The organism is Shewanella baltica, from assembly GCF_900456975.1.
In the GTDB taxonomy this organism is placed as follows: domain Bacteria; phylum Pseudomonadota; class Gammaproteobacteria; order Enterobacterales; family Shewanellaceae; genus Shewanella; species Shewanella baltica.
Genome location: NZ_UGYM01000002.1, coordinates 5,124,611 through 5,144,392, shown reverse-complemented (window position 1 = coordinate 5,144,392; position 19,782 = coordinate 5,124,611). Strand labels below are relative to the sequence as shown.

The window sequence follows — 19,782 nt, the reverse complement described above, 5'->3', positions numbered from 1 at the left end:
TATTGAATATTCCTCAACGATCATTGCGATTAGTTGCATATTAGATAAGCCAGTCGTATAAGTTATAAGTTCTTCTGTTGACCATTGCCCCAAGTGATAGGTATTGTGCTAACGGGCTAAATGCAATGCGGAATTTTCATGTTTTTCTATTCGGAGTAACTATGGTTGTAACCAAGGCAGACAATATGACCGATATGTATGCGTCATTAAGATCGAACGTGAGTATGTTAGGACAAATCCTCGGTGACACTATGCGCACCCACCTCGGGGACTCTTTTCTCGAGAAGGTTGAACAGATCCGTAAACTTGCTAAAGATTCACGCCGGGGCGATCAAGCCGCTAGAGAGCAAATGCTCGAGTTACTCACCGCCCTGCCAGACGAAGAATTAGTTCCGTTTGCAAAGGCATTTAACCAGTTCCTCAACCTAGCTAATTTATCTGAACAATTTCATACCATTAGCCGCAACTGTGACGAACTCGTCTGCGTGCCTGATCCCGTGGAACAACTCCTAGGGCGCATGTTAAATGGCCGTGTAGACCAAACGAAAATGCTCGACTGCCTTAAGACACTGGATATCGATCTAGTGCTGACAGCGCACCCCACTGAAATTTCCCGTCGCACCTTGATCCAAAAGTACGCCGCCATTGTCGACTGCTTAACTGAACAAGAAAACGACCAATTATCAGATAGAGAGCGTCAGCAAATCAGTCTGCGCCTGCGCCAATTGATCGCGCAAATCTGGCACACCAATGAGATCCGCCGTGAGCGCCCAACACCTGTTGATGAAGCCCGCTGGGGATTATCGACCATTGAAGAGTCACTTTGGCATGCGGTGCCGGACTTCTTAAGACAGCTTAACGACCAAGTGCAACAACGCACGGGTCAACAATTACCGATTGATATCGCGCCAGTGCGTTTTTCAAGCTGGATGGGCGGCGATCGCGACGGCAACCCCTTTGTTACCGCGAAGGTCACCCAAGAGGTGCTCGATCGCAACCGCCATGCCGCCGCCAGATTATTTCTAAAAGACATAGTCCTACTGGTTGGCGAGCTGTCGATGGAAGAAGCCAATGATGAATTAAAGGCTTACACCAACAACAGCTGCGAGCCATACCGCCACGTGTTGCGATCTATTCGTCAAAGACTGCGTGACACCATAGATTATTTAAATGCGCGCATCGAAGGCCACAATCCTGAAGTCGATAAGTCGAGCCTGATTTGGCAAGAAAGCGATCTCAAAGCGCCGTTAGAAATGCTTTATAAGAGTTTGACCGACTGCGGTATGCGCTTAATCGCTAACGGTTTATTGCTTGATATTCTCCGTCGCCTCGCCTGTTTTGGCATTCATATGCTCAGACTCGACATTCGCCAAGACGCCAGCCGTCACAGCGATGTGCTCGCCGAATTAACTCGCTATCTCGGCATGGGTGATTTCAACCATTGGGATGAAACCGAGAAACAAGCTTTCCTATTACGCGAACTCAGCAACCGTCGTCCGCTGATCCCAAGTAACTGGCAGCCGTCAGCCGATGTGGCCGAAGTGCTTAATACCTGTCGTTTGATCGCTAAACATCCAGCTAAGGCACTTGGATCCTATGTAATTTCGATGGCGGGTAAGCCATCGGATGTCTTAACGGTTTTACTGTTACTCAAAGAAACGGGCTGTTCGCACCCAATGCGCGTGGTGCCGCTATTTGAAACCCTAAGCGACTTAAACAACGCCGCAGCCTGTATTACCGATTTACTCGACATCGACTGGTATCGTGGTTATACCAAGGGCATGCAAGAAGTGATGATTGGCTACTCTGACTCTGCTAAAGATGCCGGCGTAATGGCGGCGGCTTGGGCTCAGTATCACGCTCAAGAGCAGTTAGTGGCGGTCTGTAAACAAGCGGGCGTCAAGCTCACACTATTCCATGGCCGTGGCGGCAGCATTGGTCGCGGGGGCGGTCCAGCACACAAAGCGATTCTATCCCAACCTCCTGGGTCGGTAGATGGTCGTATTCGTGTCACTGAGCAGGGCGAAATGATCCGCTTCAAGTTTGGCTTGCCAAAACTCGCGGTTCAAAGCTTAGCCTTGTATACCTCTGCCGTATTGGAAGCAACCCTACTACCACCGCCAGAGCCTAAACAAGAATGGCGCAATTGCATGCAACGTATCGCTGAAGAATCAGTGGGTGCTTACCGTGGCATAGTGCGTGATGAACCTGATTTCGTGGCTTATTTCCGCGCGGCAACGCCAGAAGTGGAATTAGGAAAACTACCACTCGGCAGCCGCCCTGCCAAACGTCGTGTCGATGGTGGGATTGAAAGCCTACGAGCAATTCCGTGGATTTTTGCTTGGTCGCAAAACCGCTTGATGTTACCTGCATGGCTTGGCGCCGGTGAAGCACTTCAAGCCGCCAGTGAACGCGGTGAAATGGGCTTACTGCAAGATATGGAGCGGGAATGGCCCTTCTTCAGCACTCGCATTTCAATGCTAGAAATGGTCTACGCCAAGGCAGAACCTAATTTGGCCCGCTACTATGAAACCTGTTTAGTACCAAAGGACTTACATCACTTAGGCGAAACCTTGCGCCAACGCTTAGATCTGGGCATTAAAGTCGTGCTTGAACTGACAAAATCAGATAGCTTAATGGCGCATACGCCGTGGAATCGCGAGTCAGTAAAACTGCGAAATCCGTATATCGATCCATTAAACTTCTTACAAACCGAGCTATTAGCGCGGACACGTAAGGAAACAACCGAAACTCCCGCGTCTGAACATGTGCAGCTAGCGCTAATGCTGACTATTGCAGGTGTGGCAGCGGGAATGAGAAACACTGGTTAATGAAAAAACTTTCCCGCACGATTTGCTTGGGATTGACTGTACTGCTTGGCGGCTGCGTCTCGCAGTACAGTATCAGCGAGCACGAAATGGAGCAGTACCTCAGTAAAGAGATCCATTTTGAGATTAAACAAGGTAATCAATTAGTTGGCGCAGAAGTGCGTATTAACGACATCAGTGTCAGGCTAGGTGCAAAACCTGACACTATGAGCGTAAGTGCTGCAACTCAAGTATCAATTAAGAATCCAATCTTTCCATTGAGTGCCAAACTCACGACGACTTTTGAGGCCAAGCCTTGGTATGACAGCGCAACGCACAGTGTCTATCTGCGCCAGCTCGAATTAGTTAAAGTGGAGTCAACACCAAAAGATATTGAAAAAGCGATCAGCAGTGCCACACCGCAGGTGATGGGTTATCTAAGACAATTCTTAGAAAACCAGCCTGTGTATGTGCTTGATACTAAGGACACTAACCAAGCACTAATGGCAAAAATGACCGAAAGCATTCAAGTTGCTCCTGGCAAATTAGTGCTTAAATTCACGAAATAACCGATTATTTTGTGGATCATCCGCCATAAAAAATGCTCCCTCGGGAGCATTTTTTGTTAATACGTTTAAACTGACGTAAACCAATAAATCTTAAAAATTGTATAATCTTTAAGCTTGTATAATCTTCAAGCTTGTATAAAAAGTTACTTACTGAATCGACCAATAGACTGATAATCAACAATCACGGCTTCAGCTAAAAGCTCACGTCTTAACATATCGTAAGCCACAGCAGCACTTAGGCTACGCACCAGATCCCGCGAACGTCGTGGTAGCTTGATCATCTGGCTATAAACACCGCCGCGAGTTGCTAAGGCAATCGCCACAGTGCCCACAGGCTTCTCGTCTGTGCCACCATCGGGTCCCGCAATACCACTGGTTGCCAGCGCATAGTCACTGTCCAATATTTGCCTTGCCCCCTTTGCCATTTCTTCCACAGTCGCAATAGAGACTGCGCCATGATCATCCAAGGTTGAAGGATTGACGCCTAACACGCGCACTTTAGATTCATTACTGTAAGTCACTAATCCGTGCTGTAAGTAAGATGAACTACCAGGGAAATCAACTAACTGACTGGTGATCATGCCGCCAGTGCAGGATTCTGCAATGCTTAAGGTCAAGCCGGAATTGAGTAACTTATAATGAATTTCTTCGGCAAGAGTGGCTTTATCTTCCGCGACTACCGCAGTGCCCAGCACCATTTTGATATGCCCAGCGACCCGAGGTAATACCGCTATCGCCTTCTCGCCACGGGCAAAAATCTTAATCTCAATATGCGGCATAGAAGAACGGTAACCAATAGTAATGCCTTCTGGCAGCTCTAATGGCTCTAACTTATCCGCCAACGCCGACTCACCTTGGCCTATCGTTAATAATTTCTTTAATGCGACCTTGGAATCAAGATTAAACTCATCGCGAATAAAAGGCACAAACTGCTCTGTAACCATGTGCTTAAGCTCAAAAGGCACGCCCGGTGTAAAGAATAACCACGCGCGGTTAAGCTTAACTCTAAAGCCACAGGCCGTTCCCACGGGGTTATCAACCATCACAGCTGAGGCTGGCAGCATAGCTTGCTTGAGATTACTTAAAGGCATTTCACGGTTATTACGGGTAAACCAGTCTTCTAAACGCTCACGCCACTCCGCATTCTCGACCAATGGTTCGCCCTTAGCCTTCGCCATCGCTAAAGCTGACATGTCGTCACTCGTCGGCCCGAGACCACCATTAACCAAAATAACATCGGCATGTAAGCTACGTTCTTGGAAAACTGCAATCAAATCCTCGAGGCGATCGCCGACAGTCACTCGACGCTGGATCTCGACACCATGCTCCATCATAGTACTGGCAAACCAAGCGGCGTTGGTATCAACAATCTGTCCCGCCAACACCTCTTCCCCAGTACAAATCATCTCTAACTTCATCTCAGATCCTTATCTACCCCAACAAATTAAATCATAAGGTAAGTAACCGCTTAACTAATAGCAATAGCTAGGCGCGATCTAGAACTCAGATCGCTGTAGCGAAATCGAAGCATTGTCAGAATAACTGCTGAAATAAAAGCCAAGCGGCACGAATTATCAATATCGTGGAGCGTGAAAGAAGGTAATTGTAGAGAGAAAATTGAAGAGAAACTAATAAATTGAGGACAAACTAGGCTGAAATTAACAAATTCTAGACGCAAAAAAGCCGGCTTATTCAGCTGGCTTCGTTACATCTCAATGAGATAATTAGGCGCTTGGCGATGGCCTACTTTCTTTTATCCCCGAAGGGGATACATGGGGGCGAGTCATCATTGCCTAAAATGCGCAGCATTTTGATGATGTGTCGCGCGGAGCAATGTATTGCGCAGCTGGGGATCCCGCTCAGCGGCGGGTTGACATCAAGATAAGTTTTCGCGAAGCGTATAAACACAAAAGCCCTAGCGGTTTAGGCTAGGGCTTTTGTGTTTATTTGGATGCTTGGCGATGACCTACTCTCACATGGGGAGACCCCACACTACCATCGGCGCGTTTGCGTTTCACTTCTGAGTTCGGGATGGGATCAGGTGGTTCCACAAGGCTATTGTCACCAAGCAAATTCTGTTTATTACCGTGTCCATCTCTGGACCACGTTAATAATAATTCGGAAAGCTGATTTTATTTGTTTGAGTTCGCACTTCATCAAGTGTCGATATTCTGTCTAAGGCTTTTCGTACGACCTCCATGGATGGAGGAAGTGCTAGAAAATGTCTGGAACATTTTCAGTAAAACCCATCTGGGTTGTATGGTTAAGCCTCTCGAGTCATTAGTACATGTTAGCTCAACGCCTCACAACGCTTACACACCATGCCTATCAACGTCCTAGTCTCGAACGGCTCTTTAGAGGAATTAAATTCCTAGGGATGACTCATCTTAGGGCTCGCTTCCCGCTTAGATGCTTTCAGCGGTTATCGATTCCGAACGTAGCTACCGGGCAATGCCATTGGCATGACAACCCGAACACCAGCGGTTCGTCCACTCCGGTCCTCTCGTACTAGGAGCAGCTCCCTTCAATCATCCAACGCCCACGGCAGATAGGGACCGAACTGTCTCACGACGTTCTGAACCCAGCTCGCGTACCACTTTAAATGGCGAACAGCCATACCCTTGGGACCGACTTCAGCCCCAGGATGTGATGAGCCGACATCGAGGTGCCAAACACCGCCGTCGATATGAACTCTTGGGCGGTATCAGCCTGTTATCCCCGGAGTACCTTTTATCCGTTGAGCGATGGCCCTTCCATTCAGAACCACCGGATCACTATGACCTACTTTCGTACCTGCTCGACGTGTATGTCTCGCAGTTAAGCTGGCTTATGCCATTGCACTAACCGTACGATGTCCGACCGTACTTAGCCAACCTTCGTGCTCCTCCGTTACTCTTTGGGAGGAGACCGCCCCAGTCAAACTACCCACCAGGCACTGTCCCTAATCCCGATAAGGGACCTAGGTTAGAACATCAAAACTACAAGGGTGGTATTTCAAGGACGACTCCATCATGACTAGCGTCACAACTTCAAAGTCTCCCACCTATCCTACACATGTAGGTTCAATGTTCAGTGCCAAGCTATAGTAAAGGTTCACGGGGTCTTTCCGTCTAGCCGCGGGTATACGGCATCTTCACCGCAATTTCAACTTCACTGAGTCTCGGCTGGAGACAGCGTGGCCATCATTACGCCATTCGTGCAGGTCGGAACTTACCCGACAAGGAATTTCGCTACCTTAGGACCGTTATAGTTACGGCCGCCGTTTACCGGGGCTTCGATCATGAGCTTCTCTTGCGATAACCCAATCAATTAACCTTCCGGCACCGGGCAGGCGTCACACCGTATACTTCCTCTTGCGAGTTTGCACAGTGCTGTGTTTTTGATAAACAGTTGCAGCCACCTGGTATCTGCGACTCCCGTCAGCTTAGAGAGCAAGTCTCATCACCAACAGGAGCGTACCTTCTCCCGAAGTTACGGTACCATTTTGCCTAGTTCCTTCAGCCGAGTTCTCTCAAGCGCCTTGGTATTCTCTACCCGACCACCTGTGTCGGTTTGGGGTACGATTCCCACTAACCTGAAGCTTAGAAGATTTTCCTGGAAGCATGGCATCAACTACTTCAGTCCCTTAGGACCTCGTCATCAGCTCTCAGTCTGCACACTAAAGTGCGATTCCCCGGATTTGCCTAAGAAATCAACCTACCACCTTAAACGCGGACTACCAACGCCGCGCTAGCCTAGCCTTCTCCGTCTCTCCATCGCAGTTAGCGGAAGTACAGAAATATTAATCTGTTTCCCATCGATTACGCCTTTCGGCCTCACCTTAGGGGTCGACTCACCCTGCCCCGATTAACGTTGGACAGGAACCCTTGGTCTTTCGGCGAGGGGGTTTTTCACCCCCTTTATCGTTACTCATGTCAGCATTCGCACTTCTGATACCTCCAGCGTGGGTTACCCCTTCACCTTCAACGGCTTACAGAACGCTCCTCTACCGCGCATCTCTAATGAAATGCACCCGTAGCTTCGGTGACTAGCTTAGCCCCGTTACATCTTCCGCGCAGGCCGACTCGACTAGTGAGCTATTACGCTTTCTTTAAATGATGGCTGCTTCTAAGCCAACATCCTAGCTGTCTAAGCCTTCCCACATCGTTTCCCACTTAGCTAGTACTTTGGGACCTTAGCTGACGGTCTGGGTTGTTTCCCTTTTGACGACGGACGTTAGCACCCGCCGTCTGTCTCCCGAGTAGTACTCATTGGTATTCGGAGTTTGCAAAGGGTTGGTAAGTCGGGATGACCCCCTAGCCTTAACAGTGCTCTACCCCCAATGGTATTCGCTCGAGGCGCTACCTAAATAGCTTTCGAGGAGAACCAGATATCTCCCGGTTTGATTGGCCTTTCACCCCCAGCCACAAGTCATCCGCTAATTTTTCAACATTAGTCGGTTCGGTCCTCCAGTTGATGTTACTCAACCTTCAACCTGCCCATGGCTAGATCACCGGGTTTCGGGTCTACACCTTGCAACTAAACGCGCAGTTAACACTCGGTTTCCCTACGGCTCCGCTATTCGCTTAACCTCGCTACAAAATGTAAGTCGCTGACCCATTATACAAAAGGTACGCAGTCACGGTCTCAAGAACCGCTCCCACTGCTTGTACGTATACGGTTTCAGGTTCTATTTCACTCCCCTCACAGGGGTTCTTTTCGCCTTTCCCTCACGGTACTGGTTCACTATCGGTCAGTCAGGAGTATTTAGCCTTGGAGGATGGTCCCCCCATATTCAAACAGGATGTCACGTGTCCCGCCTTACTCGTTTTCATCAATGGTTAGTTTTCATGTACGGGGCTATCACCCTGTGCCGCTGTGCTTTCCAACACATTCCACTAACACCCCACTGACTTAAGGGCTAATCCCCGTTCGCTCGCCGCTACTAGGGGAATCTCGGTTGATTTCTTTTCCTCCGGGTACTTAGATGTTTCAGTTCCCCGGGTTCGCCTCGCAACACTATGTATTCATGTTGCGATAACAGCTTATGCTGCTGGGTTCCCCCATTCGGACATCGTTAGCTCAAATGCTTGTTACTAGCTCGCCAACGCTTTTCGCAAGTTACTACGTCCTTCATCGCCTCTGACTGCCAAGGCATCCACCGTATACGCTTAGTCGCTTAACCATACAACCCAAATGAGTTTCACTCACCTGGGTCGCATTGCGACCAGCTTGGTTTTACTTGTCTCACTTCTGACCAAAGAAGTGGACGCGCCTTAGACGTAAACTATTCAATAAAGAATAATTTACTTTTGAATATTCAAGACACTTAATAAAGTGTTTGAGAACTCATGATGCAAACGTTTCCACGTTTACATCGGTTTGTAAGTAACATGACGACAGACATCATCACGTTACATACTATCAGCTTTCCAAATTGTTAAAGAACAATGCGTACCGGCTAGCGGCGCATTCAGCTCTGACTTCTCCTAAGAGAAGATAAACAAGCAATCTGTGTGAACACTCAAAAGGTACACGGATGTACCGAATGTCGAAAATGCAGGAGCATTTTTCGACCAAGAATTAAGTTAGTCGTATAGGTAAGGAGGTGATCCAGCCCCAGGTTCCCCTAGGGCTACCTTGTTACGACTTCACCCCAGTCATGAACCACAAAGTGGTGAGCGCCCCCCCGAAGGTTAAGCTACCCACTTCTTTTGCAGCCCACTCCCATGGTGTGACGGGCGGTGTGTACAAGGCCCGGGAACGTATTCACCGTGGCATTCTGATCCACGATTACTAGCGATTCCGACTTCATGGAGTCGAGTTGCAGACTCCAATCCGGACTACGACGAGCTTTGTGAGATTAGCTCCACCTCGCGGCTTTGCAACCCTCTGTACTCGCCATTGTAGCACGTGTGTAGCCCTACTCGTAAGGGCCATGATGACTTGACGTCGTCCCCACCTTCCTCCGGTTTATCACCGGCAGTCTCCCTAGAGTTCCCACCATTACGTGCTGGCAAATAAGGATAGGGGTTGCGCTCGTTGCGGGACTTAACCCAACATTTCACAACACGAGCTGACGACAGCCATGCAGCACCTGTCTCACAGTTCCCGAAGGCACACCTGTATCTCTACTGGCTTCTGTGGATGTCAAGAGTAGGTAAGGTTCTTCGCGTTGCATCGAATTAAACCACATGCTCCACCGCTTGTGCGGGCCCCCGTCAATTCATTTGAGTTTTAACCTTGCGGCCGTACTCCCCAGGCGGTCTACTTAATGCGTTAGCTTGAGAGCCCAGTGTTCAAGACACCAAACTCCGAGTAGACATCGTTTACGGCGTGGACTACCAGGGTATCTAATCCTGTTTGCTCCCCACGCTTTCGTGCCTGAGCGTCAGTCTTTGTCCAGGGGGCCGCCTTCGCCACCGGTATTCCTCCAGATCTCTACGCATTTCACCGCTACACCTGGAATTCTACCCCCCTCTACAAGACTCTAGTTCGCCAGTTCGAAATGCAATTCCCAGGTTGAGCCCGGGGCTTTCACATCTCGCTTAACAAACCGCCTGCGCACGCTTTACGCCCAGTAATTCCGATTAACGCTCGGACCCTCCGTATTACCGCGGCTGCTGGCACGGAGTTAGCCGGTCCTTCTTCTGTAGGTAACGTCACAGTAATAGCGTATTAAACTATTACCTTTCCTCCCTACTGAAAGTGCTTTACAACCCGAAGGCCTTCTTCACACACGCGGCATGGCTGCATCAGGGTTTCCCCCATTGTGCAATATTCCCCACTGCTGCCTCCCGTAGGAGTCTGGGCCGTGTCTCAGTCCCAGTGTGGCTGATCATCCTCTCAGAACAGCTAGGGATCGTCGCCTTGGTGAGCCATTACCTCACCAACTAGCTAATCCCACCTAGGTTCATCCAATCGCGGAAGGCCCGAAGGTCCCCTCCTTTCCCCCGTAGGGCGTATGCGGTATTAGCAGTCGTTTCCAACTGTTATCCCCCTCGACTGGGCAGATCCCTAGGCATTACTCACCCGTCCGCCGCTCGCCGGCAAAGATAGTAAACTATCTTCCCGCTGCCGCTCGACTTGCATGTGTTAGGCCTGCCGCCAGCGTTCAATCTGAGCCATGATCAAACTCTTCAATTAAAGTTTTTTGCTTCCGTCTTACGACTTCAGCGGCTCAATGAATTCTGATTTTTTGTTTCTCGCACTCCTTATAAAAGAAGGGCTGAAACAAACTGTACATATTGCTATGAACACTCATTGTTACATTGATTTAAATTTTTGACTGCCAACCCGAAGGTTAAGCAGTTTCGATTAACTCAACACCTGTGAGTGTCCACACAGATTTCTTGTTTTATCTTGTTAAAGAGCAACTCAATATTCGTAAGAGAACTTGAGTACCACACTGAGCGCCGAACGCTTCCAGCTGGCTAGGGCTGCGTATTCTACGCATTTCCCGTTTCGCGTCAAGGAGTTTTTGCAAACTTTCTCGACACTCATCAATTAGTAAACTCATTGATGAACTGTCACATCAGGCTGCTTAACGCTGTCTGCCGTGTCAGTGGATGCGCATTATAGGGAGCAGGAGATTTTGTGCAAGGGCTTTTTTAATGAAAAAAGATCGCATGGCGATCTTTTAAACGATGGTGATTCTTTTACGTGCAGAGTGCCGATTAATTGGGCTTTTTACTGCCTTTATCGATAAATCCTTGGATTAGCGTGACAGCTTTGGCATCGTCCCAATCGACATAAGATCGAACAAAAGCTATCAATTGGCCCTGTTGATCAAGAATAAATGTCGCTGGAATCGTATCGAGCGGGAAAACATCCCCAAGACTTTGTGACTGATCGTAGTAAGAGTTGAAATTTGGCATACCTAACGAGTTTAAGAACGGTTGAACTTGTTGCTTACCTTCTGCATCAATAGAGATAGGTAATAGTACAAAGTCTTCAGCTTTGAACTTGGTCGCGAGTCTTTCGATTGCTGGCAGCTCCCTTACACAGGGTGGACACCAGGTCGCCCACATGTTCACCATGATGATCTTGCCTTTAAATTGACTGAAGTCGATGGCTTTACCATCGACGTCATTAAAGGCGACAGGCTCTATCGGGAAAGTCTTTGACAAGACATTGATCAAATCAACGGTTGATTCCATCGGTTTCGTCGCTTGCTGCATGCCAGGGTACGCATGCGCGACCCCACCAGCAAGTAACGAAAAGAGGGATGACAACAATAATGCCGCTATGACTTTATGCTTCATTTAGTATTACGCTTTAGCAAGGTATCTAACTCTCGCTGATCTTCTTCGCTAATTTCGTTCGGCACATTACCGCTGATACGTTGTTTACGAATGAAGATAAAACCAATCACTAGACCCATAAGTAACAAACCGATAGGACCTAACCAAAGAATGTAGGTTTTGGTTTCCATCTTAGGGTTATAGAGTACGAACTCACCATAACGGCTGGTCATAAACTCGATGATCTCATCATCGCCTTTGCCTTCGTCTACCATCTTGAAGACTTCAAGACGCAGATCGCGCGCAACCGGTGAGTTTGAGTCGATCAAGTTTTGATTTTGGCACTGTGGGCAACGAAGCTCATGGGCCAAAGACAAACCGCGCTTTTGATTTTCAGGCGTTTTGAATTCATAAGTATCAACCGGTGTTGCCATAACGGCAGTCGTCATGCTGAATAACAGCACTAGACCACCAATGATTTTTGTCAGCGTTCTCATGATGCGCCATCCTTCGCCGCTTCAGCTTGTAATTGTTGGATCATAGGGTAAAGGGTTTCACTCCATACGCGTTGGTCGATTGGACCCGCATAACGGAAGCGGATAATACCGTTGTGATCAACCACAAAACTTTCAGGTGCACCATAGACCCCAAGGTCTAATCCTAAACGGCCATCTTTATCATAGATATTGACGTTATAGGGGTCGCCCTGACGCTTCAACTCTTCTAATGCGGGAGCACGCTCATCGCGATAGTTGATCCCGTAAATTGGCAGAAGATTTTTACGCTTTAGCATCACTAAGAAGGGATGCTCATATTTACAAGATGGACACCAAGTCGCCCACACATTAAGTAATGACACCTTACCTTTTAATTGCTCATTCGTAATGATCTCAGCTGGTGTCTCTAAGCGTTCCAGTTGGAAAGCCGGAATAGGCTTTCCTTCCAGTGCCGAATCCAATTGCTGCGGATTCAGGAATAACCCTTTATATAGAAACACCCCCATGGCGAGAAATATGACCAATGGGATAAACAGAACCAACTTCTTCATACATTCCCCAATTATTGAGCCGTTGCCAATTTTGCCTTTTCGGCCGAAGGCGCGACAGCTGCAGTGACTTTCGCACGGTAACGTTTATCCGATGCCGCGAAGAATCCACCAATCATCATGAAAATTGCCCCAAACCATAACCAACGCACGAACGGTTTGTAGTTCAAACGAACCGAAAATTCAGTGCTGGTAATTGGATCGCCCATGGTCACATACAAGTCACGGAATAGACCCCAGTCGATACCCGCTTCTGTCATGTCCATAGTACGCACATTATATTGACGACGGTCTGGCTTGAGTAATGTCAGCAGCTCATCACCTTTGTAGACTTCTATCTGTCCCTGCATTGCAGTGTAGTTAGGACCCACTACGTTTTTGGTCTCCAGATACTTAAAGGTATAACCCGCAAGCTCTTGGCTAATACCAGGTCCCATGCGAACACTTTTCTCAATCGAGTAATTCGACACCATAGTGGCACCAATCACAGACACAGCAATACCAAGATGCGCGAAGATCATGCCCAGCTGACTACGGCCCATACGGCTGATGCTGATATCACCTTCTTTCGACTTGACCATGTTATAGGCCGCTCTTGCTGTCGCTAGGATAATCCAAGAAGCCGCTGCAATACCAAAGGCAACCCAAGTATTGAATACACCATCGACGATAAATGGCGTCACAATACCGATAGCCGCAGCAATCATTGCAGGGATCAATAGCTGACGCCTAAGCTCGCCTGCTTTCGATTTTTTCCAACGGATAATTGGACCAATACCCATAAAGCCAAATAAGACTAATACGATAGGCACAAATACAGCGTTGAAGTATGGAGGTCCTACAGAAATTTTACCCATGCCGAGTGCATCGATGAGCAATGGATAGAGTGTACCCAATAGCACAGTACCTGCGGCAACAGTCAGTAACACGTTACAGACCAATAGCATGGTTTCTTTAGACTTCAGCTCGAAACGGGCTGGACTGCTCATTTCACTGGCGCGGAAGGCAAACAGTGTTAATGAACCGCCAATCGCTAAGCCAAGTAACAACAGAATAAACATACCGCGGCTTGGATCGGCTGCGAATGAATGTACTGAGGTTAATACGCCTGAGCGAACAATAAAGGTACCAAGCAAACTTAAAGAGAAAGCGAATATAGACAGTAATACGGTCCAATTACGGAAGGCGCCGCGTTTCTCGGTCACAATCAAAGAGTGAACAAGCGCAGTACCCACTAACCAAGGCATGAAAGAGGCGTTCTCAACAGGATCCCAGAACCACCAACCGCCCCAGCCTAATTCATAATATGCCCACCAAGAACCTAGCGCGATACCTCCAGTTAGGAAGATCCAAGCGGCTAAGGTCCAAGGACGAGTCCAACGAGCCCATGCAGAATCGAGACGACCGCTCATCAGCGCGGCAATCGCAAATGCAAAGCTCACCGAGAAACCCACATAACCTAAATACAGCATAGGTGGATGGAAGATTAACCCCACATCCTGCAGCATAGGGTTTAAGTCACGACCTTCGGCAGGGATCGGGAACAAACGTTCGAATGGGCTAGAGGTGAGTAGCATGAATAAGCTAAAGCCAATCACGATCAGTGCTAATACTGCCAGTACACGCGCAGTAAACACTTCCTCTAAACCTTTACTAAATAAGGCAACCGCTGCAGCCCAAGTCGATAAAGCAAACACCCAGAACAACAGTGACCCTTCATGACCGCCCCATACGGCCGAAATCTTAAAGAAGATAGGTAACTGAGAATTAGAATGATGTGCCACATAAGCGACTGAGAAATCATCGACGGCAAAGCTATAGGCCAGCACGACAACTGATACAGTGATAAAAAAGAACATTCCGTACGTTAACGGCCAAGCATACCTAACAAGGTATTGATCTTTACGGGCAACACCTATTAGGGGGACGCTGATTAATAAGAATGCAAAAGCCACCCCTATTATCAGCGCAAAGTGTCCAAGTTCTGGGATCATGGGTTTTCCTCAGTCTTCAATAATATGTTGATTTAGAAAGACTCTATCTCAACGCACAACATGTTATTCACGCAAATGCACGAAATGTTGCTCATTTTAGTATTTGCTATTGTTCCTGTCTGCCTCTTTCGTACAAAACTGGGTTACTTGTCTCATTCTCAATTTTAGAGGCTGATGAAAGTCACGGAAGAGGCTCAGTTCTGCATGTGACCGACAAATGACACTTAAGTTTCATACAATTTTTACAAGAAGAATCAATTTGTGAACCAGTGCCCAACTATAAGCTTTCGGTACTGGGATTACCTTATATTACTGTTCAATGAACAATCTTTACGTATAATCTTGCTTCCAAGCCTAGCGGTTACTCCGCTTTCTGCAAACTAAAGTGAATATAGAAACAATGACGACATTTTGGATTTTTATTGCGCTTGTTATGTTAGTCGGCCTGATGCTGATTTGGATCCCGCATTTCAGACAGCAGAAGTTGCTGAAAACTGAAGAAGCTGGAGTTCGTAAACAAACGAACCTTGAATTGTTCAATGAGCGCCTAGGCGTTCTTGAAAAAGAATTAAGCGAAGAGTTACTGGATCAAGCCGAATTCGATGCATTGAAAAAAGAGCTTGAAATCAGTCTACTCCAAGACATCAAAGAAGCGAGCGATGATTCACTGGTCAACCAAATCAAGCCAAAGACGATTCTGTGGCCGTCGATCATGTCAGTTTGTTTGATTGTTATCTCAGGCTATCTCTATCAGCATTTAGGTGCCTTCGAGAATATTGAAACTGCCCAACAACCTGCCAACCCACATGAGGGAATGGATACGGCTCAAATCATGGCGCAGCGCGTACAGATGATGGAAGCCCAAGTAAAAGCCGAGCCAGAGAACAGCCAAGTATGGTTCAGCTTAGGCCACGCTTATGTATCGGCAAACCAATACGACAAAGGGATTGCGGCTTTCGATAAAGTAATGGATTTAGTCGGAAAACACGCTGAATTATTAGGTCCTAAAGCAACAGCCATGTATTACAAAGCGGGCCAGCAAATGACACCGCAAATCCAAGCGATCATTGATGAATCTTTAGCGATGGATGCTCAAGACCCTTCAACACTATTGCTCGTAGGAATGGATGCTTTCTTTACCGCGGACTACAAAAAAGCTATCGCATCATGGCAAATCATTCTTGATAGCGATCGTGCTGATGTTGATCGCGCAGCCCTAATGAATGCTATCGAAACGGCTAACTTACGTATGCAGTCTGAAACGGCTGGCATGCCAAATGATGATGCCCACAAGCAAGTGAAGGCGAGTGCGACTAAGTCGGTCAATGTGACTATATCTATCTCTGCAGAACTTGCCGCTAAAGCCAGCCCTGAAGACACTATCTTTATCTTTGCCCGTGCAACTGAAGGACCAAAAGTCCCATTAGCGGCAACCAAAGTCAGTGCTAAGTCGTTCCCAATTACGGTGACATTAGATGATAGCAGCGGTATGGGTGGCGATAAGAAATTAAGTGACGCTACCAATGTGGAAGTAATTGCAGTGCTTTCTAAGCACGGTAATATCAAACCACAAGCGGGCGATCTTCAAGGTAAGATCAGCACAGTGGCTGTCGGCGATACCGCTAACCTAGTGCTTGATACCCAAGTGCAATAAACCCAGTTTATTGCAGACATAAAAAAACCGGCTTTGGCCGGTTTTTTATTAACACTGAAAAAATTACTGAGCTTTAGACATAAACTCGATAGCTGCTTTGTAATCTTCGTCAGTACAATCAGTACACATACCGCCTGGTGGCATTGCATTCAAACCAGTTTTCACACTGTGCAGTAGAGCATCAATACCCTTAGCTAAGCGTGGTTCCCATTCTGCAGCGTTATGCACTTTTGGAGCGCCAGCAACACCCATGCTGTGGCATACGGTACATGCCTTGTTGAAAATAGCTTCAGCTTCTTGAGCTGATACGTTGACTGACATAGTCAAAGCAGCGACTGCAGTCATTGCTAACAGTTTTTTCATGTTCAATGTTCCTAATGCAAATACGTACAAAGCTCGGCGCTGCCCTTACTTAGGCAGACTCATTATAGCCGACTAAGATTACTACAAACTTCAAGAAATCTCATCTTTTTGTGATTAGAATCTCAACACAAAATGAATCAGGCGACAAGGGTGACAAATTCGTTAATATATTAGCAAGTCGTAAAAAAGTTCGATAAATATTGCGGTTATTGGAACCACATCATATTGCTGACATCTAGTGCAAACCAAGAGTAAACCCCCAATAACGTTTGTGTTAGAATAACTTGTGTTTCCTTCCGGCTTGAGATAGAGGGTTCAGTGACAAATATAACTAAAGAAACCACATTAGTGTCAGCCAGCAAGCTGACCTGTATCCGCGAAGAACGCATCCTGTTTGATGAGTTAAGTTTTGATATTAATGCCGGTGATATTGTTCAAATTGAAGGCCCTAACGGCGCGGGCAAAACCAGTTTATTACGCATATTGGCAGGTCTTTCTCGCCCCTATGCCGGACAAACCTTTTACAGAAATGAAGACATAAACCGCTGCCGTGATGAATACAATGAAGATCTCTTGTATCTCGGCCATTTAGCGGGAGTGAAATGCGAGCTTACCGCCGAAGAAAACCTTAATTTCAATTTAAGAATCAGTGGCTATGATGACTTTGATACCTCAGCCATTTTAGCCAAAGTAAACTTAACAGGTTTTGAAGAGGCGCTTGCCGGACATTTATCCGCAGGCCAGCATCGCAGAACCGCGCTATCGAGATTGTGGCATAGCAATTGTAAAATTTGGATCCTTGACGAACCTTTTACCGCGATCGATAAAAAAGGCGTCGAAGAGCTGGAGCAATTATTTATTCAGCATGCGGATAATGGTGGTTGTGTGATCCTCACAACTCACCAAGATATGGGCATTATCAAAGATGATAGGCTTCGTAAAATTCGTCTAGATTATCGCTTCATATAAGGTCAGGCTAAATGAAAAGAGGCATCAGTTTTACCCAGGCATTTTTCACCTTGCTGCAGCGAGATCTTAAAATTGCCATTCGTCACCGCGGCGACATTTTTAACCCACTGCTATTTTTTATTATGGTTGTGACCTTATTCCCACTGGGGATTGGCCCAGAGCCACAAATGTTAGCCCGTGTGGCTCCTGGGATAATTTGGGTTGCAGCGTTATTAGCCTCTATGTTGTCACTTGAAAGACTGTTCAAAGCGGACTTTAGTGATGGCAGCTTAGAGCAAATGTTATTGAGCCCACAGCCATTAGCCATTCTGGTATTAGCCAAAGTGTTAGCCCATTGGATTTTAACCGGTGTGCCACTGATTATTATTGCGCCACTGTTAGCGGTGCTACTCAATTTAGATGGCAATAGTTATGGTGCGTTAATATCGACCCTTGCGCTAGGCACGCCAGTATTATCGCTATTAGGTGCCATTGGTGTGGCATTAACCGTCGGCCTTAGAAAAGGTGGCGTGTTACTCAGCTTACTTATTTTGCCCTTGTATATTCCGGTTCTCATTTTTGCAACGAGTGCCATAGACGCGGCAGGAATGAATTTACCCTATGACGGTCAGCTCGCTATAATAGGCGCTATGCTGGTCGGATCGTTAACCTTAGCACCTTTTGCAATTGGTGCATCTCTGCGAGTGAGTACTAACTAAAATGTGGAAATGGTTACACCCTTACGCGGATCCTGAACGCGCATATAAGTTATCAGGAACATTATTTCCATGGTTTGCGATCTTAGCAGGTCTGTTTATTGCTGTAGGCACAACATGGGGATTAGCCTTCGCGCCGACGGATTACCAACAGGGTGATAGCTATCGCATTATCTTTATCCATGTACCCGCAGCCTCTATGTCGATGGCAGCTTACATGGGTATGGCTACAGCAGCCTTTATCGGTTTAGTGTGGCAGATAAAACTTGCCGACTGGGCAGCGGCTTCGATTGCGCCTATCGGTGCAGTAATCACCTTTATTGCCCTCTTTACCGGTGCTGCATGGGGTAAACCTATGTGGGGCGCTTGGTGGGTATGGGATGCACGCTTAACCTCTGAGCTAGTATTACTGTTCCTATATCTAGGTGTTATCTCACTCTATGCCTCATTTGAGGATAAAGTGCTCGCGGCTCGTGCTGCAGGGATCCTAGCGATCGTGGGTGTAATTAACATCCCTATCATCAAATACTCAGTTGAATGGTGGAGCTCATTACATCAGCCATCAACTATCCGCATTACCGAGAAATCGACTATGTCGACGGAAATGCTCTATCCACTGTTAATCAATATGCTTGGCTTCGGTCTCATGATTGGTGCCATCACTATTGTGCGATTCAAAGCAGAAATTTTAGCAAGAAATGGCATGCGCCCTTGGGTGCGTGAACTAGCTAAGGCTGAGGAGGTCAAATAATGCAATTCGATTCAATCAGTGATTTTTTTAATATGGGCGGCTATGCATTTTACGTGTGGCTATCCTACGGAGTGACCTTCTTCTGCCTCTCAACGCTTATCATTACCAGCGCACGCCAAAAGCGTAAGGTGTTAATTGAAATCGCGAAGAAGATGGATAGAGAAGAACGCCTAAAAGAAACTAGGAGTACTAAATCGTGAACCCAAGACGCAAAAAAAGACTGACGTTAGCAGTGGCATTAATCGGTGGTGTTGCCGCGATTACTTCGCTTTTGCTTTATGCGCTGAACTCCAACTTAAACTTATTCTATACACCGTCTGAAATTGTCCACGGCAAAACAGATACTGGCGTCAAACCAGAAATTGGCCAACGCATTCGTGTGGGCGGCATGGTAACAGTCGGTTCTATGGTGCGAGATCCTAAGAGCTTACATGTGCAGTTCGCAGTGCATGACTCTCTAGGCGGCGAAGTACTGGTCACCTATGACGATCTACTGCCCGATCTATTCCGTGAAGGACAAGGTATTGTGGCGCAAGGTGTACTCGGTGCTGATGGTAAGCTAGAAGCGACTGAAGTACTGGCTAAGCATGATGAAAACTACATGCCACCAGAAGTTGCCGAAGCCATGGGCCAAAAGCACGAAAAGTTGGATTACAGCCAACAAAAGGCACCAGACACTAAGTAAGCGATTGATGAAGTAGCAACAGCATACA

At 47.2% G+C, this 19,782-nt stretch carries 14 protein-coding genes and 3 rRNA genes; 8 read left to right on the top strand and 9 right to left on the bottom strand.

Annotation, left to right across the window (positions count from 1 at the left end; all coding sequences use genetic code 11):
• Window positions 1-161 precede the first annotated feature (161 nt).
• Together ppc and DYH48_RS22980 are read left to right on the top strand one after the other, a co-directional pair.
• The gene (gene ppc, locus DYH48_RS22985) at window positions 162-2,831 is read left to right on the top strand and encodes a phosphoenolpyruvate carboxylase (RefSeq protein WP_115336007.1); all 2,670 of its coding nucleotides are present in this window, start codon (window positions 162-164) and stop codon (window positions 2,829-2,831) included.
• Window positions 2,831-3,376: a YceB family lipoprotein gene (locus DYH48_RS22980; RefSeq protein ID WP_115336006.1), complete on the top strand. Its 546-nt coding sequence runs from the start codon at window positions 2,831-2,833 to the stop codon at window positions 3,374-3,376. Before ppc ends, DYH48_RS22980 begins: the two co-directional genes overlap by 1 nt.
• A 143-nt stretch (window positions 3,377-3,519) precedes the next feature.
• On the opposite strand, the gene DYH48_RS22975 is transcribed toward DYH48_RS22980, so the two are convergent.
• From DYH48_RS22975 to DYH48_RS22935, 8 genes are all read right to left on the bottom strand, one after another.
• Window positions 3,520-4,794: a CinA family nicotinamide mononucleotide deamidase-related protein gene (locus DYH48_RS22975; RefSeq protein ID WP_115336005.1), complete on the bottom strand. Its 1,275-nt coding sequence runs from the start codon at window positions 4,792-4,794 to the stop codon at window positions 3,520-3,522.
• A gap of 535 nt (window positions 4,795-5,329) precedes the next feature.
• Window positions 5,330-5,445, bottom strand: a 5S ribosomal RNA gene (gene rrf, locus DYH48_RS22965).
• A gap of 190 nt (window positions 5,446-5,635) precedes the next feature.
• Window positions 5,636-8,540 (bottom strand): 23S ribosomal RNA (locus DYH48_RS22960).
• Between the two features lie 416 nt (window positions 8,541-8,956).
• A 16S ribosomal RNA gene (locus tag DYH48_RS22955) occupies window positions 8,957-10,501 on the bottom strand.
• Together the 16S, 23S and 5S rRNA genes form the textbook arrangement of a ribosomal RNA operon.
• 530 nt (window positions 10,502-11,031) lie before the next feature.
• Window positions 11,032-11,619 (bottom strand): TlpA disulfide reductase family protein, encoded by a 588-nt coding sequence (locus tag DYH48_RS22950; protein WP_011982120.1) that lies wholly within the window; start codon window positions 11,617-11,619, stop codon window positions 11,032-11,034.
• Window positions 11,616-12,095, bottom strand: a complete 480-nt coding sequence (gene nrfF / locus DYH48_RS22945; protein WP_006079712.1) for a heme lyase NrfEFG subunit NrfF — start codon at window positions 12,093-12,095, stop codon at window positions 11,616-11,618. Before nrfF ends, DYH48_RS22950 begins: the two co-directional genes overlap by 4 nt.
• Window positions 12,092-12,646 carry a DsbE family thiol:disulfide interchange protein gene (locus DYH48_RS22940; RefSeq protein WP_006079711.1) on the bottom strand — a complete coding sequence of 185 codons (555 nt, stop codon included), beginning with the start codon at window positions 12,644-12,646 and terminating at the stop codon, window positions 12,092-12,094. The genes nrfF and DYH48_RS22940 overlap by 4 nt, the downstream gene beginning before the upstream one ends.
• 11 nt (window positions 12,647-12,657) lie before the next feature.
• The gene (locus DYH48_RS22935) at window positions 12,658-14,637 is read right to left on the bottom strand and encodes a heme lyase CcmF/NrfE family subunit (protein ID WP_115336004.1); all 1,980 of its coding nucleotides are present in this window, start codon (window positions 14,635-14,637) and stop codon (window positions 12,658-12,660) included.
• A gap of 400 nt (window positions 14,638-15,037) precedes the next feature.
• On the opposite strand from DYH48_RS22935, the gene ccmI reads away from it, so the two are divergent.
• Window positions 15,038-16,291, top strand: coding sequence for a c-type cytochrome biogenesis protein CcmI (gene ccmI, locus DYH48_RS22930; protein ID WP_011982118.1), 1,254 nt, complete (start codon window positions 15,038-15,040; stop codon window positions 16,289-16,291).
• A gap of 63 nt (window positions 16,292-16,354) precedes the next feature.
• Here ccmI and DYH48_RS22925 read toward each other — a convergent pair whose 3' ends face one another.
• A complete protein-coding gene (locus tag DYH48_RS22925) occupies window positions 16,355-16,654 on the bottom strand; it encodes a c-type cytochrome (protein WP_006079708.1) in 300 nt (99 codons plus the stop codon).
• Window positions 16,655-16,972: 318 nt separating this feature from the next.
• Between DYH48_RS22925 and ccmA the strand changes: the two genes are divergently transcribed.
• From ccmA to ccmE, 5 genes are read left to right on the top strand one after another with little or no spacing between them, the layout of a single operon-like run.
• Window positions 16,973-17,623 carry a cytochrome c biogenesis heme-transporting ATPase CcmA gene (gene ccmA / locus DYH48_RS22920; protein ID WP_006079707.1) on the top strand — a complete coding sequence of 217 codons (651 nt, stop codon included), beginning with the start codon at window positions 16,973-16,975 and terminating at the stop codon, window positions 17,621-17,623.
• A gap of 11 nt (window positions 17,624-17,634) precedes the next feature.
• A complete protein-coding gene (gene ccmB, locus DYH48_RS22915) occupies window positions 17,635-18,321 on the top strand; it encodes a heme exporter protein CcmB (RefSeq protein ID WP_006079706.1) in 687 nt (228 codons plus the stop codon).
• 1 nt (window position 18,322) lies between these two features.
• Window positions 18,323-19,069 (top strand): heme ABC transporter permease, encoded by a 747-nt coding sequence (locus DYH48_RS22910; protein ID WP_011982117.1) that lies wholly within the window; start codon window positions 18,323-18,325, stop codon window positions 19,067-19,069.
• The gene (gene ccmD, locus DYH48_RS22905; RefSeq protein WP_011982116.1) at window positions 19,069-19,269 is read left to right on the top strand and encodes a heme exporter protein CcmD; all 201 of its coding nucleotides are present in this window, start codon (window positions 19,069-19,071) and stop codon (window positions 19,267-19,269) included. The genes DYH48_RS22910 and ccmD overlap by 1 nt, the downstream gene beginning before the upstream one ends.
• Window positions 19,266-19,754: a cytochrome c maturation protein CcmE gene (ccmE, locus tag DYH48_RS22900; RefSeq protein WP_011982115.1), complete on the top strand. Its 489-nt coding sequence runs from the start codon at window positions 19,266-19,268 to the stop codon at window positions 19,752-19,754. Before ccmD ends, ccmE begins: the two co-directional genes overlap by 4 nt.
• The last annotated feature ends 28 nt before the right edge of the window (window positions 19,755-19,782 follow it).